Annotated in this window: 9 protein-coding genes; 4 read left to right on the top strand and 5 right to left on the bottom strand. The window is 73.5% G+C overall.

Annotation, left to right across the window (positions count from 1 at the left end; all coding sequences use genetic code 11):
• From ACFVIM_RS26595 to ACFVIM_RS26575, 5 genes are all read right to left on the bottom strand, one after another.
• Positions 1 to 3,869 (bottom strand): amino acid adenylation domain-containing protein (locus tag ACFVIM_RS26595; protein ID WP_384306120.1); only part of this gene is annotated, 3,869 nt, incomplete at its 3' end.
• 125 nt (positions 3,870 to 3,994) lie between these two features.
• Entirely contained in the window at positions 3,995 to 5,386 is a 1,392-nt protein-coding gene (gene entS / locus ACFVIM_RS26590; protein WP_384306118.1) for an enterobactin transporter EntS, read from the bottom strand.
• Entirely contained in the window at positions 5,373 to 5,639 is a 267-nt protein-coding gene (locus ACFVIM_RS26585; protein WP_384306116.1) for a phosphopantetheine-binding protein, read from the bottom strand. Before ACFVIM_RS26585 ends, entS begins: the two co-directional genes overlap by 14 nt.
• 304 nt (positions 5,640 to 5,943) lie before the next feature.
• Entirely contained in the window at positions 5,944 to 6,153 is a 210-nt protein-coding gene (locus ACFVIM_RS26580; RefSeq protein WP_384306114.1) for an MbtH family protein, read from the bottom strand.
• A 1,134-nt stretch (positions 6,154 to 7,287) separates the two neighbouring features.
• Positions 7,288 to 8,007, bottom strand: a complete 720-nt coding sequence (locus ACFVIM_RS26575) for an AraC family transcriptional regulator (RefSeq protein WP_384306111.1) — start codon at positions 8,005 to 8,007, stop codon at positions 7,288 to 7,290.
• 127 nt (positions 8,008 to 8,134) lie between these two features.
• Between ACFVIM_RS26575 and ACFVIM_RS26570 the strand changes: the two genes are divergently transcribed.
• The 4 genes from ACFVIM_RS26570 to ACFVIM_RS26555 all read left to right on the top strand — a co-directional run.
• Positions 8,135 to 9,181, top strand: coding sequence for a FecCD family ABC transporter permease (locus ACFVIM_RS26570; RefSeq protein WP_384306109.1), 1,047 nt, complete (start codon positions 8,135 to 8,137; stop codon positions 9,179 to 9,181).
• An 8-nt stretch (positions 9,182 to 9,189) separates the two neighbouring features.
• Positions 9,190 to 10,419, top strand: coding sequence for a FecCD family ABC transporter permease (locus ACFVIM_RS26565; protein WP_384306106.1), 1,230 nt, complete (start codon positions 9,190 to 9,192; stop codon positions 10,417 to 10,419).
• Positions 10,420 to 10,613: 194 nt separating this feature from the next.
• A complete protein-coding gene (locus ACFVIM_RS26560; protein WP_384306123.1) occupies positions 10,614 to 11,459 on the top strand; it encodes an ABC transporter ATP-binding protein in 846 nt (281 codons plus the stop codon).
• A gap of 2 nt (positions 11,460 to 11,461) precedes the next feature.
• A partial coding sequence (locus tag ACFVIM_RS26555) for an ABC transporter substrate-binding protein (RefSeq protein WP_384306103.1) occupies positions 11,462 to 12,490 on the top strand: 1,029 nt, incomplete at its 3' end.

The raw sequence follows: 12,490 nt of genomic DNA, 5'->3' as shown, positions 1-12,490 counted from the left end.
TCGCCGAGGAGGTCGCGCTGCCAGAGCGCGAAGTCCGCGTACTGGACGGGAAGGTCGGGGAAGTCCGGTTCCCGGCCCGCCGCCCGCGCCGTGTAGGCGCGCTCCAGATCCCGCAGGAACGGGCCCATCGACCACTCGTCGCTCGCGATGTGGTGCAGCAGCACCACCAGCGCGTGCGCGCCGCCCACCGGGTCACGCAGGACCGTCACCCGGACCGGTGCCTCCGCCGCCAGGTCGAACGGGTGGGCCAGCGCGGCGGCGGTCTCCGCGTCGAAGCGCTCCTCGGGCGCCTCCACGATCCGCGGCCGCACCTCCGCCACGGCGGGATCAGCGGGATCGAGGACCCGCTGCCACGGCTCGCCGCCCCCGTCGGACTGTTCGAACACCGTCCGCAGCGCCTCGTGCCGCGCGACCACGTCACCCAGCGCGGCGTCCAGGGCCACCGTGTCGAGGGCGTCCGCGAACCGCGCCGCGAACGGAATGGAGTACGTGGCACTCGGCCCCTCCAACTGGTGCAGGAACCACAGCCGGCGCTGCGCGTGCGACAGCGGCGGACGGTCCGGCCGGACCCCGGCCGTGAGCGGCACCCGCCCCGCCGTGCCCCGCCCGGTCAGCCGCTCCGCCAGCGCGGCGGCCGTCCGCGCCTCGAAGACGTCCCGGATACCGCAGTCGGCCCCGAGCGCGGTCCGCACCCGCGCGATCACCCGGGCCGCGAGCAGCGAATGCCCGCCCAGGTCGAAGAAGTCGTCGTCCGGGCCGACCGACCCCAGCCCCAGCACCTCGCCGAGGATCCCGGCCAGGATCTCCTCGCGGGCGTCGCGCGGCGCCCGCGCGCCCGCCGTCACCAGCCCCGACAGATCCGGCGCGGGCAGCGCCCGCCGGTCCACCTTCCCGTTCGCGGTCAGCGGGAACGCGTCCAGCACCACCACCACCGACGGCACCATGTACGCGGGCAGCCGTCCGGCCGTCAGCTCCCGCAGCCGCGCGGGGTCGGGCGCGGGCCCGTCGCCCGCCGCCGTCACATACCCCACCAGATGCTGTCCGCCGGGCGCCTCGCCCTCCCCGCGCACCACCACGACGGCCCGGCCGACCTCCGCCGGAGCGCCGAGAACACTCTCGATCTCCCCCGGCTCGATCCGGTGGCCGCGCACCTTCACCTGGTCGTCGGCGCGCCCGAGATAGTCGATCCGCCCGTCCGGGCGGCGGCGCGCCAGATCGCCCGTACGGTACATCCGCGCGCCGGGCGCGCCATACGGGTCCGCCGTGAACCGCTCGGCGGTCAGTCCGGGCCGCCCGAGATAACCGCGTGCCAGCTGTGCGCCCGCCAGGTACAGCTCGCCGGGGCGCCCGGCGGGCACCGGCCGCAGGGCGCCGTCGAGCACATAGGCGCGGGTGTTCCAGAACGGCTCGCCGATGTCGGGCGTACCCGTGTGCCCGGGGTCCAGCACTCTGGCCGTGGCCCAGACGGTGACCTCGGTCGGCCCGTACACGTTGGTGACGCTCCGCGCCGCGCCCGCCAGCCGCTCGGCCAGTGCGGCGGGCAGAGCCTCACCGCCGACGAGGACGGCTGTCCCCGTCAGCGGCGGCGGCTCCTCCTGCTCCAGGAGCGCCTGCCACAGCGACGGCGTCGCCTGGATCACGGCGGGCCGGTGGGCCGCCACGAGCGCGCCGAGGGCGGCCGGGTCGCGCACGGTGTCCCGGTCCGCGAGAACCACCGTGGCGCCGCTGATCAGCGGGACCCACAGCTCCAGGGCGGCGATGTCGAACGAGATGGTGGTGACGGCGATCAGGGTGTCCCCGGGCCCGAGCCCCAGCGCGCGCTCCCGCGTCCGCAGGAAGTTGGCGAGCGCGTCGTGGGGGATCACGACTCCCTTGGGGCGGCCCGTCGAACCCGAGGTGTGGATCACATACGCCGGCTGGCGCCCGTCCCTGCCGTCGGTGTCCAGGGGCGCGGGGGAGAGGTCGTCGAGTGCCGCGAGCGTGTCCGGCGCGTCGAGGACGATGAGCGGTGAACCCGGTTCGTCGGGCGCTCCCGGCGCGGCGGCCAGCGTGGTGAGCACACACACCGGCGCGGCGTCGCGGACCATGTACGTCAGCCGCTCCGCCGGGTAGTCCAGGTCCAGCGGCAGATAGGCGCCACCGGCCTTGAGTACGGCGAGCAGGGCCACCAGCAGGTCGTCGGTGCGCGGCAGGGCGATACCGGTGAAGGTCTCCGGTCCGACGCCGTGCGCGGTGAGCAGCCGGGCCAGCCGGTTGGCGCGCGCGTCGAGTTCGGCGTAGCGGTGGGCGCGGCCGTCGGCGATGAGGGCGACGGCGCCGGGGTCGGTGCGTACCCGCTCCGCGAAGGCGTCGACGAGGGTGTCGGGGGCCACCGGGCGCGCGGTGGCGTTGACCTCCTCCAGCAGCGCGTGCCGCGCGTCCGCGTCCAGCAGCTCCGGCCGTGCGACGGCGGCGCCGGGCCCGGCCGCCGCGGCCTCCCGGAGGAAGTGGGCGAACTCGGCGCCGCGCGCGGCGAGCGTGTCCCGGTCGTAGGCGTCCGGGTTGGCGTCCAGCTCGAAGCGGATCCGCCCCCGCGTCGGATCGTGGTAGAGGCCGAGGGTGAGGTCGTCGACCGGCCCGGCGGCCACGTTGTGGACGGTGCCCGGGGCACCCGCGAAGTCGAGGGCCGTGTCGAACGCCTTGATGTTCACCAGGGGCCCCAGCACGCCCTGTTCGCGGCCGACGAGACCGAGGTCGCGCCGGATGTCCTCGGCGCGGTAGCGCTGGTGGCGGCGGAGGTCGCGGACCCGGGCGGCGACGTCGGCGGTCAGGGCGGCGAGGGTCAGCCCGGGGCGTACGGGCACCCGCAGCGGCAGCACGTTCACCACCATCGCGGGCACGGTCAGCGCCGTGGAGCCCAGCCGGGCCATCGCGGGCATCGACAGCAGCACGTCCCGGGCGCCGGTGGAGCGGTGCAGGAATGCCGCGAAGGCGGCCGTCATGACATCGGCCCAGCTCGCGCGTGCCGCGCGGGCGATGTCCAGCAGCCCGGCGGTGGTGTCGGGCGAGAGGACGGCCCCCTCCCGCAGGAAGGTCGCGGCGGCCGGGTGGACGGAACCGGCCAGCGGCTCGGGCTCGGGCCGGTCCGCGAGCAGTGCCAGCCAGTGCTCCCGGTCCTCGGTCCGGCGCTCGGAGGCGTGGTACGCCTCCTCCTCCGCGACCACGTCGGCGAGCGCGCCGAACGGCGACGGGCCGGGCTCCGCGCCGCCCGCCAGCGCCGAGTACACCTCCGCGACCCGGCGGGAGAGCAGCGAGAAGCCGTACGCGTCGAGCGCGATGTGGTGGACCCGCTGGTACCAGAGCCAGGTGTCGGCGCCGACGCGGTGCAGCGCGAACGCGAACAGCGGTGAGGCCGCCGGGTCGGCGGGTCGGCCCATGTCGGCGCGCATCAGCGCCACGGCGGCGGCCACCGGGTCGGTGGTGCCGTCGTGATCCGGGCCGATGGTGCCGGGGCCGGTGTGGTCGGTGACCTCCAGGACCGGGCCGGTGTGGTCGGTGACCTCCAAGTCCGGGCGGCTGTGGTCGGTGTGGTCGTGGTCCGGACCGGTGTGGTGGTCGATGACCTCCAGGACCGGGCCGGTGCAGGGGCCGTCGGCCGGGAGCTGCCACGGCCGCCCGTCCCCGTCCTCCTCGAAGCGCACGGTCAGCGCCTCGCACTCGCCGACGACATGCCGCACGGCCTCGGTCAGCAGGGCGGCGTCCACCGGTCCGTCGATACGGATGTACTGGCCGACGTTGTAGACCGGGGATTCGGGGGTGAGCCGACTGCTGTACCAGACACCGGTCTGGGCCCCGGTGAGGGGGAGACGACGCAGAGCACGCTCGGTCATGGATCTTGCTCCAGTGTGGGCACGCGGTGATCGGGGATCGGCCGCGGACGGCGGAAGGGAGTTCGGGGCGCGTCGCCGGTGGGGCGGGTGCGGGTGGTGTGATGGCAGGTGCGGGCGGGGCGGGGTCAGCCGGTGGTGGCGGGGGCGGTCTCGCCCTGGTGGGCCTCCCGGTCCCGGTCCCCGTTCGCGGGCTCGTTGTTCGCGGGCTCGTCCCGGTTCTCGGGGTCGTCCTCGTGGGGCAGGGTGGCCCGGCGCAGTCCGGGGACGAGGAGGGCGACGAGCGCGGCGGCGCCCGCGCACACGGCACCGTTGACGACGGCGGCGGCCCCCGGGCTGAACCAGCGGGCGAGCAGGGCGACTTCGGCGTCCCCCGCCACGCCGCCCGTGGTGCCCTGGGCGGTGATGACGCTGACGATCCGGCCGCGCAGCCGGTCGGGCGTGTTGTGCTGGACGAGGGCGTACTCCAGGATCTCGTACACCGTTCCCGTGGCGCCGCAGACGACCAGCATCAGTACGGCGACGGCGATGTGGTCACTGAGGCCGAAGCCCAGGGTCGCGAGTCCGCCGGTGAAACCGGCGGCCAGGAGCAGCGCGCCGGGGCGGCCCGTGCGGCCGATCCAGCCGCTGGTGGCGGAGACGACGACCGAGCCGATGGCCGGGGCGGTGTAGAGCAGTCCGAGCATGACCTCGCCCCCGCCGAACTCCTTGTCCACCATCTCGGGGAAGAGGACCACGGGCAGGTTGAAGAGGGCCATCACACCGCCGAGGCCCAGCAGTCCGCCGAGGACCCGGTTGCGCAGCGCGTACCGCAGCGCGACCAGCGGGGAGCCGTTGTCCTTGAGCCCGGCGAGTTCGGTGCTGCCCTTGCTGCCCTTGGTGCCATCGGTGGTGTCGTTCTCGTCCGGGTCGCTGACGGGTGGCAGTGGCCGGATCCGGGAGATGAGCACGGTGGTGGCCGCGGTGGTGACGGCGGCGACGGTGAACACCGGGCCGGGGCCGCCCGTGGCGAGCAGCAGACCGCCGAGGAGCGGCGCGGTGATCGAACCGATCTCCCCGGTGAGGGAGATCAGCGCCCCGGCGGCGGGCAGCTGGTCCGGGCGGACCAGGGTGGGCGCGACCGCCATCAGCGCGGTCACGCTCACCCCGGTGGCCAGCCCGTCCCAGGCGATACAGAGGTAGATCGCCCACAGCTGAGGGTCCGTCAGGAAGGCGTTGGCCGCGAGACCGGCGAAGGCGAGCGCGGCGGCGGCGCGGGCGCCGACGATCAGCCGCTTGCGGTCCGCCCGGTCCGCCATCCAGCCACCCCAGAGCGAGCCCAGGAGCACGGTCACGCTCATGACCATGCTGGCCACGGCGACCTTGAAGGTGGAGCCGGTCAGGTCGTAGACCTGGAAGGCCAGCGCCACCGACGCCATGCCGAGCCCGAAGAGGGAGACGACCCGGGCGATGAAGATGGCGCGGAAGTCCGGGCTGGTGCGCAGGGGGCCGATGTCGATGAGGAGGTCACGCGCCCGCATGGGTGCCTCCCGCCGTCGTCAGCAGCTCGGCCCACGCGGCGAGCGTGGGACGCTCGGCCAGGTCGACGAAGCCGATCCGGGCGCCGTCCGCGCGCCACTTCTCCACCAGGGTCATCAGCCGGATCGAGTCGAGCCCGAACTCCAGCAGATCGGCGTCCGCCGGGATCTCGCCAGGCTCGGCGTAGAGCACGTCGGCGATGTCCTGGGCCAGCCTCTCCACTGCGAAGGTCCGCTGTCCGGCCGTCTCGGCCATGGTCGCTCGTCCTCTCCCCGCGCGGTGGTGAATGTCCGGCGCGGCGATGGTCATCAGCCAGATGAGGTTAGTTAGGTAAGGCTTACCTAACTATCAATTCTCGGTCGGAGTCAAGCGGGTCGGCGATGCCTGGTCAGGTGGCCGGCGCGCATGTCAACTCCAGGGGAGCGGGAAGGTGATCGGGGTGGCGATATGCCACGTCCGGCACTCCCTGACACGTGCCACCGCGTAGGGCGCGGTGGCGCTCCGGTCCGGCCTGGTGGCACTTCGGTCCGGTCTGGTGGCGCTCCGCGTGGGCGGCGGGTCAGCCCGCCGCGGCGAGGCTGGCCGGGCGCAGATCGGTCCAGTTCTCGTCCACGTACGCGGCGCAGCCCTGCCGGGAGTCCTCGCCGTGCACGACGGTCCAGCCTGTCGGCACTTCCGCGAAGGCGGGCCAGAGCGAGTGCTGGTTCTCGTCGTTGACGAGTACCAGGTAGCGGGCGTCGTCGTCTTCGAAGGGGTTGGTCGCGGTCATGTTCCTTCTCCTTGGGTGGGAGGCGCGCGGCGCGCGCCGGGGTGGGGTTGGTGGATCCGGTGGGGCTGACGGGGCCCGGCGGACCGGCCGTACGGGCGGCTCGGGTGGTCGCGGCGCCCATGGCGAGTGCTCCGGCCCGGGGCGGGCACCGGTCGCCGCGGACGGGTCGGGCGCCGGGGCTCATGGGCGACAGGCCCTGTTAGTGAGGCAAGGCTTACCTAAGTTCACCTATGGGTGGCGTTGTGTCAAGCGCCCCTGTGTGCCGGGTTCCGTGCCGTATGTGGACTGACGTGGCGTCAGAAATGCCTGGGGGGCGGGTGGTTGTCCGACAGCCGTGATCGGGCGATCCGCGCCGGGCCGAGCCCGGCCCGGCGACGGCCTACCAGCCCAGCGCGGTGTCGTGTGCGGGGCCGGAGGGGATGGCGAACAGGCCGTACGAACGGCTGGCATGGGCGCGGCTGGCGATGATCACGCAACTTAGCCGACCCTAACCGTCCAGCCAAGGCGGGGTGTTGGGCCCGCGACAGGGGAAACCGGGCCGTGCGGGGCCCTGGTCGTCCGTGGTTCCTGGGCGACGGGCGCCTCGTGTCTGTGTCGCGGAGGTTCGCGAACGTGACGTGGATCTCTCCGGTCGGCGGCGGGTGTCCTGCTCATCGCGCCGCTCTGGGGGCCCTTCTCCGCTTCGTGCGGAGGGATCTGCCGGTGGCGCCGCCACTCCGGCTGGGCTCCCGTCCGCCTCGCGCCCCATGGCGCACCTCTCTCACCCCTCGGGTCGCCAGGCGCAGGAGGGCGCCCCTGCGGGGCGTCGCGAGCCGGTGTCCCGGTCGCGGCGCCAGGTCGTGTCCGCGAAGTTCCGCCTGGCCCCCGACGCCCGGTACTGCCCCCGGGGCCTGCGGCCCGGGTGGTGCCGCCACCCCTGGGTCCTGCGCTGTGGATCAGGCCGGGTCGGGGAGCGGGGTCGGGTGCGGGGGGTCCCTCCCGGGCCGAAGGTCCAGGGGGAGGATCGCAAGGCGGAGGATGGGGCCCCCAGGCTTCGCCCGGGGGGACCCCCATCCGTGCCCGAAGGCCCAGGGGGGAGGTGCGGTGGCTGGGGAAGGCACGCGAGCCCGGCGAGCTCCGAAAGTGACGGCCTGGCTAGGCGGCCGGGCCCTCGGCCCACTCTCGTATGTAGGCGCCCGGGGTGCGCCCGAAGTGCTTCCGGAAGGCCAGGATGTAGCCGTTGGTGCTGGTGAAGCCGACCCGGGCGGCGACCGTGGCGACCAGGTGCCCGTCGGTCAGGAACTCCAGTGACCGGTTGAGGCGCAGCCGGGTGCGCCACTCCGAGAACGCGATTCCGGTCTCCGCCCGGAAGGCCCGCCGCAGACTCGTCGAGCTGGTGTAGAGCCCCCGCGCCCACTCCTCCGCCGTGCGTGGGTCGTCGGGGTGGAGCAGTAGCCCGTCCGCCACCGCGCGGGCCGCGCGGCTGGTGGGTTCGGGCAGCGGCAGGCGGTCTTCGGGGCCGGTCGTCAGCTCGGCGAAGAGGGCCGCGTCGTCCGGTCCGGCGCCGCGCGTACGGGCCAGCAGCCGCCGTCGCAGCGCCTCGCCGACGTGCACGACCGTGGCGCCCTCGTACGGCAGTGGGTGGCGCGCGGTGTCGAAGGTCTCGCTGATCACGAGCGCGTCGGGGTCGAAGCGGGCGCTGTGCGGCAGGTGGGCCGGAAGCCATAGGCCCACCGACGGTGACAGCGCGCGGTCCACGCCCTCGGCCCTGACGACGATCCGCCCCAGGGGTACATGGAGGAACTGGTGGAAATCGTGTGTATGTGTCGGGTGGCCGCCCGCCCCGATGTAGTCGTCCTCGGCGCTTCCTGTCATGCCGCCCCCCAGGTCACGGGGTCGGTGTGACCCCTGAGTGTGAGTCATGCGCCTCCGGCTTGGATCGCCGAAAGCGAGGTAAGGCTAGCCTAACTTCGCATACGTAAGACGAGGAGCCGAAAGACCCATGACGACTACGTCCCCGCCGGTGCCCGCGCCATCGCCACCGGCAAGGACCCGCCTCTCCCGGGGGGCGGCCGTATCAGCGCTCGCCGCCGTCGCGGTGGTGGCCACCCTGATCGCGAGCATCGGACTCGGATCCCGGGACATCTCGCCGCTGGAGATCGTCCGCATCCTGCTCGACCCGGGCGGGGAGGCGTACAACTCCCAGGTGATGTGGACCGAGCGCATCCCCCGGACCTTCCTGGGCCTCGCGGTCGGCGCCGCGCTCGGCGCCTCCGGACTGATCATGCAGGCGCTGACCATGAACCCGCTCTCCGACCCCGGCATCCTCGGGATCGAGCAGGGCGCGGCCATGTTCGTCGTCCTCGGCATCATGTTCCTCGGAGTCACCGGTGTGCACGGCTACTTCTGGATGGCCCTCATCGGCTCCGGGGTCGTCGCCGGACTCGTCTATCTCATCGGCACCCGCACCAACGCGGGCAGTTCCGCCATCGGACTGGTACTCGCCGGGGTCGCCCTGGCCGCCGTGATGTCCTCGCTGATCACCCTGATGGTGGTCCGGGACCCGGCCGCCTACGCCAACCTCCGCTTCTGGTCCATCGGCCAGCTCACCGGGCGCGCCCCGATCCTGGGCGAGATCATTCCGTTCGTCGCCGTCGCGCTGCTGCTCGCACTGCCGCTTGGGCGGACGCTGAACATCCTCGGCCTCGGCGACGAGACCGCGCGCGGACTCGGGGTCCGGGTGGAGCGGGCCCGGCTCGCCAGTGCCGCCGTCGCGGTCCTGCTCTGCGCGTCGGCCACCGCGGCCGTCGGCCCCGTCGCCTTCGTCGGCCTGGTCGCCGCCCACTGCGCCCGGATGCTGGTCGGACCTGACCACCGATGGTCCCTGCCACTGTCCATGGCGCTGGGCGCGGTACTCCTCACCGGCGCGGACACCGTCGGACGGCTTGTCGCCGACCACGGGGAGATCCAGGTCGGCGTCATGACGGCTGTCGTCGGCACCCCGTTCTTCGTGTGGCTGGCCCGCCACCGCGACCTGGTGCGGATGTGAGGACGACCATGACGACCACAACTCTGCGACAGGACCCGGAGAAGCGGGACCCGCGGCAGCCTGACCACGAGAAGGGCCTGAGGCGACAGGCCCCGCAGGGAGAGGCCCCGCAGGGAGAGGCCCCGCAGGGACAGGCCCCGCAGGGAGAGGCTCCGCAGGGACAGGAGCCCGCGGGCCACACGCCGCCGTCCGCCGCCCCCGACCGCACCGGCACCCTCACCCGCCTGCGCGCCGGACGCCGCGCCCGCCGCCGCAGGACCGCCCTCGTGGCCGGGATCCTCACTGTCCTCCTCGTCGCCCTGACCGCCGCCTCCGTCCTCCTCGGCGGAGTCGGCCGCGTCGCCCCCGCCGACGTCCTGCCCGCCGCCTTCGGACTGCGCACCGGCCTGGCCGACTACATGATTTTCCAGCTGCGGATGCCGCGCGCGCTGGCCGCCCTGCTCGCCGGAGCCCTCTTCGGTCTCGCGGGCGCCCTCTACCAGCGCCTCATCCGCAATCCGCTGGCCACCCCCGACATCGTCGGCATCTCGGCGGGCGCCGCCGCCGGAGCCATCACCGTCCTGCTGTACGCCCCGGCCGCGTTCGCGCTCGGCGCGCCGCTCGCCGCCGTCGGCGGATCCTTCCTCCTCCTCGCCGCCGTCCACGCGCTCAGCTGGCGCGGCGGAGTCGACACCTACCGGCTCGTCCTCGTCGGCATCGGACTCAGCGCCGTGTGCACCGCGTACACCAACTACCTGCTGACCGCCGCCGACGAGCAGAGCATCGCCATCGCCATGCGCTGGCTGATCGGCAGTGTGAACGGTGCCGACTGGGACGGCGTCACCACCCTCGCCGTGGGTCTCGCGATCTGTCTGCCCGCCGCCGCGCTGCTGCACCGGCCGCTCCAGAGCCTCACCCTCGGGGACCAGCTCGCCACCGGCCTCGGTACCCGCGTCGCACCGGCCCGGGTCGCGGCCCTCCTCGTCGGCGCCGCCGCCGCGGCCCTCGCGACCAGCGTCGTCGGACCCGTCGGCTTCGTCTCCCTCGTCAGCGGGCCCATCGCCCAGCGCCTGGTGGGCGAGGACAGGGCCACCGCGCTCGCCCCGGCCATCGGCGCCGTGCTCGTCATCGCCGCCGACGTGCTCGCCCAGAACGCCCCCCTGATCAGCCCGGTGCCCACCGGGGTCCTCACCGCGCTGCTCGGAGCGCCCTACTTCGTCTGGCTGATACTCCGGCGCAGACAGGAAGCCACCCCGTGACCCACCCCGCCGCCACCGGCCCCGCCGACACCACCGCTGCTGACACCGCCACTGATACGGCCTCCGCCACCACGAGGGCCCCCGCCACCGACACGGCCTTCGCCACCGACGCGGCCTTCGCCACCGACGCGGCCAACGCCACCGACACGGCCTTCGCCACCGACACGGCCTTCGCCACCGATGCGGCCTCCGCCATCGCGACGACGGCGTCCGCCACCGCGACGGCCCCCGAGCGCGCCCGCCACAGCATCGAGGCCCAGGACATCAGCGCCGGATACGGCGGTACGCACATCATCGAGGAACTGTCCCTGCGGATCGAGGCGGGCCGGATCACCGCGCTCGTCGGCCCCAACGCCTGCGGCAAGTCCACCCTGCTGAAGTCGATCGCCCGGCTCCTCCCCCTCGCCTCCGGCTCCGTCCTGCTCGAAGGCGCCGACATCCACGCCCTGCCCACCCGTGAGGTGGCCCGTCGGCTCGGTGTCCTGCCACAGACCCCGATCGCGCCGGAGAGCATCACCGTCGGCGACCTCGTCTGGCGGGGCCGCCACCCCCACCGCCGGTTCGGCCGGCGGCGCACCGAGGCCGACGACACGGTCATCGCCGAGGCCCTGCTCGCCACCGGCACCGCCGAACTCGTCGACCGGCCCGTGGACCAGCTCTCCGGCGGTCAGCGCCAGCGGGTGTGGATCGCCCTCGCCCTCGCCCAGGACACCCCGACCCTCCTTCTCGACGAGCCCACCACCTATCTGGACATCGCGCACCAGATCGAGGTGATGGACCTGCTGGCCGATCTCAACGAACGGACCGGCAAGACCATCGTGCTCGTCTCCCACGACCTCAACCAGGCGGCCCTGTACGCCGCGACGATCGTCGCCCTGCGCGACGGCCGCGTCGTACGCCAGGGCCCGCCGGCCGAGGTGCTCGACGCACGGACCGTGGCCGAGGTCTTCGGCCTGGAATGCGTCGTCGTGACCCACCCCCGAACGGACCGGCCGCAGATCTTCCCCCTCGGCCGTCGCCACCTCACGCAGGAGAGATGAACATGAACCGCCTCGCACGACCCGCCGGACACCGTGGCAGGGCCCGGGTGCTGGTGGCCGCGGTAGCGTGCCTCGCCCTCGTCACCGGCTGCGGCAGCTCCGACGACGCGACCGACAGCGGGAAGGGCACCCCCGCCACCGCCTCCGGGAAGAGCGCCTTCCCGGTCACCCTCGCCAACGCGTGGGGCTCGACGGAGGTCCCGAAGAAGCCCGTCCGCGTCGCCACCGTCTCCGACGGCGACACCGACATCGCGCTCGCCCTCGGTCTCGTACCCGTCATCACCCCCGACGCCGAGGACGGCGGCCCCGTCCCCGAGTACAAGCAGCGCGCCATCGACAAGCTCGGCGCCGGAAAGCTCAAGACCTACGACGACGCCGACGGCACCGACTACGAGGCCATCGCCGCCGAGGACCCCGACCTCATCCTCGGCATGAACACCTGGTCGATGGAGACCGACTACCAGAAGCTGACCCCCATCGCCCCCGTCGTCACCTTCGCCGACAAGGCGGAGGCCGACACCCTCACCTGGCAGGACCGGCTGCTCACCGCCGCCAAGGCGCTCGGTATGACCGACGAGGCCACGAAGGTCATCGCCGCGGGCGAGCAGGCCGTCACCGACGCCGCCGCCGCGAACCCGCAGCTCAAGGGGAAGACATACACCTATGCGGTGATCCACCCCGAGCAGATCACCTACATGTCCTACGACGGCCAGGACCCCGGCGCCTTCGAACAGCTCGGCCTCCGCAAGAGCCCCCTCTCCAAGAACTACGACGCCAAGAACAAGGCCGTCAGCCTGGAGAACCTGGACCAGCTGGAGGCCGATCTCCTGCTTCTCACCTACCCCTTCGGCGACGAGGGCCTGCTCTCCGCCGACGAACTGGAGAGCAACAAGCTCTTCCGCTCCCTCGACGTGGTGAAGCGGAAGAACTTCGCCGTCATCCCCTCCAAGAACACCCTCGCCTCCGCCATGGCCTACCCGGACGCGCTCAGCGCCCCCTGGGTCATGGAGAAGCTGGCCCCCATCCTGGCC

This window comes from Streptomyces sp. NPDC057638, from assembly GCF_042800315.1.
In the GTDB taxonomy this organism is placed as follows: Bacteria; Actinomycetota; Actinomycetes; order Streptomycetales; family Streptomycetaceae; genus Streptomyces.
Note: the sequence above shows the minus strand (reverse complement) of the source record. Positions and strands in the feature narration are given on the sequence as shown.

Bases quoted from the DNA above. Each gene is read 5' to 3' on its own strand.
- entS (WP_384306118.1), bottom strand. From the start codon at position 5,386: ATGCGGGCGCGTGACCTCCTCATCGACATCGGCCCCCTGCGCACCAGC.
- ACFVIM_RS26575 (WP_384306111.1), bottom strand. From the start codon at position 8,007: ATGACAGGAAGCGCCGAGGACGACTACATCGGGGCGGGCGGCCACCCG.
- ACFVIM_RS26565 (WP_384306106.1), top strand. From the start codon at position 9,190: ATGACGACCACAACTCTGCGACAGGACCCGGAGAAGCGGGACCCGCGG.
- ACFVIM_RS26580 (WP_384306114.1), bottom strand. From the start codon at position 6,153: ATGACCGCGACCAACCCCTTCGAAGACGACGACGCCCGCTACCTGGTA.
- ACFVIM_RS26570 (WP_384306109.1), top strand. From the start codon at position 8,135: ATGACGACTACGTCCCCGCCGGTGCCCGCGCCATCGCCACCGGCAAGG.
- ACFVIM_RS26585 (WP_384306116.1), bottom strand. From the start codon at position 5,639: ATGGCCGAGACGGCCGGACAGCGGACCTTCGCAGTGGAGAGGCTGGCC.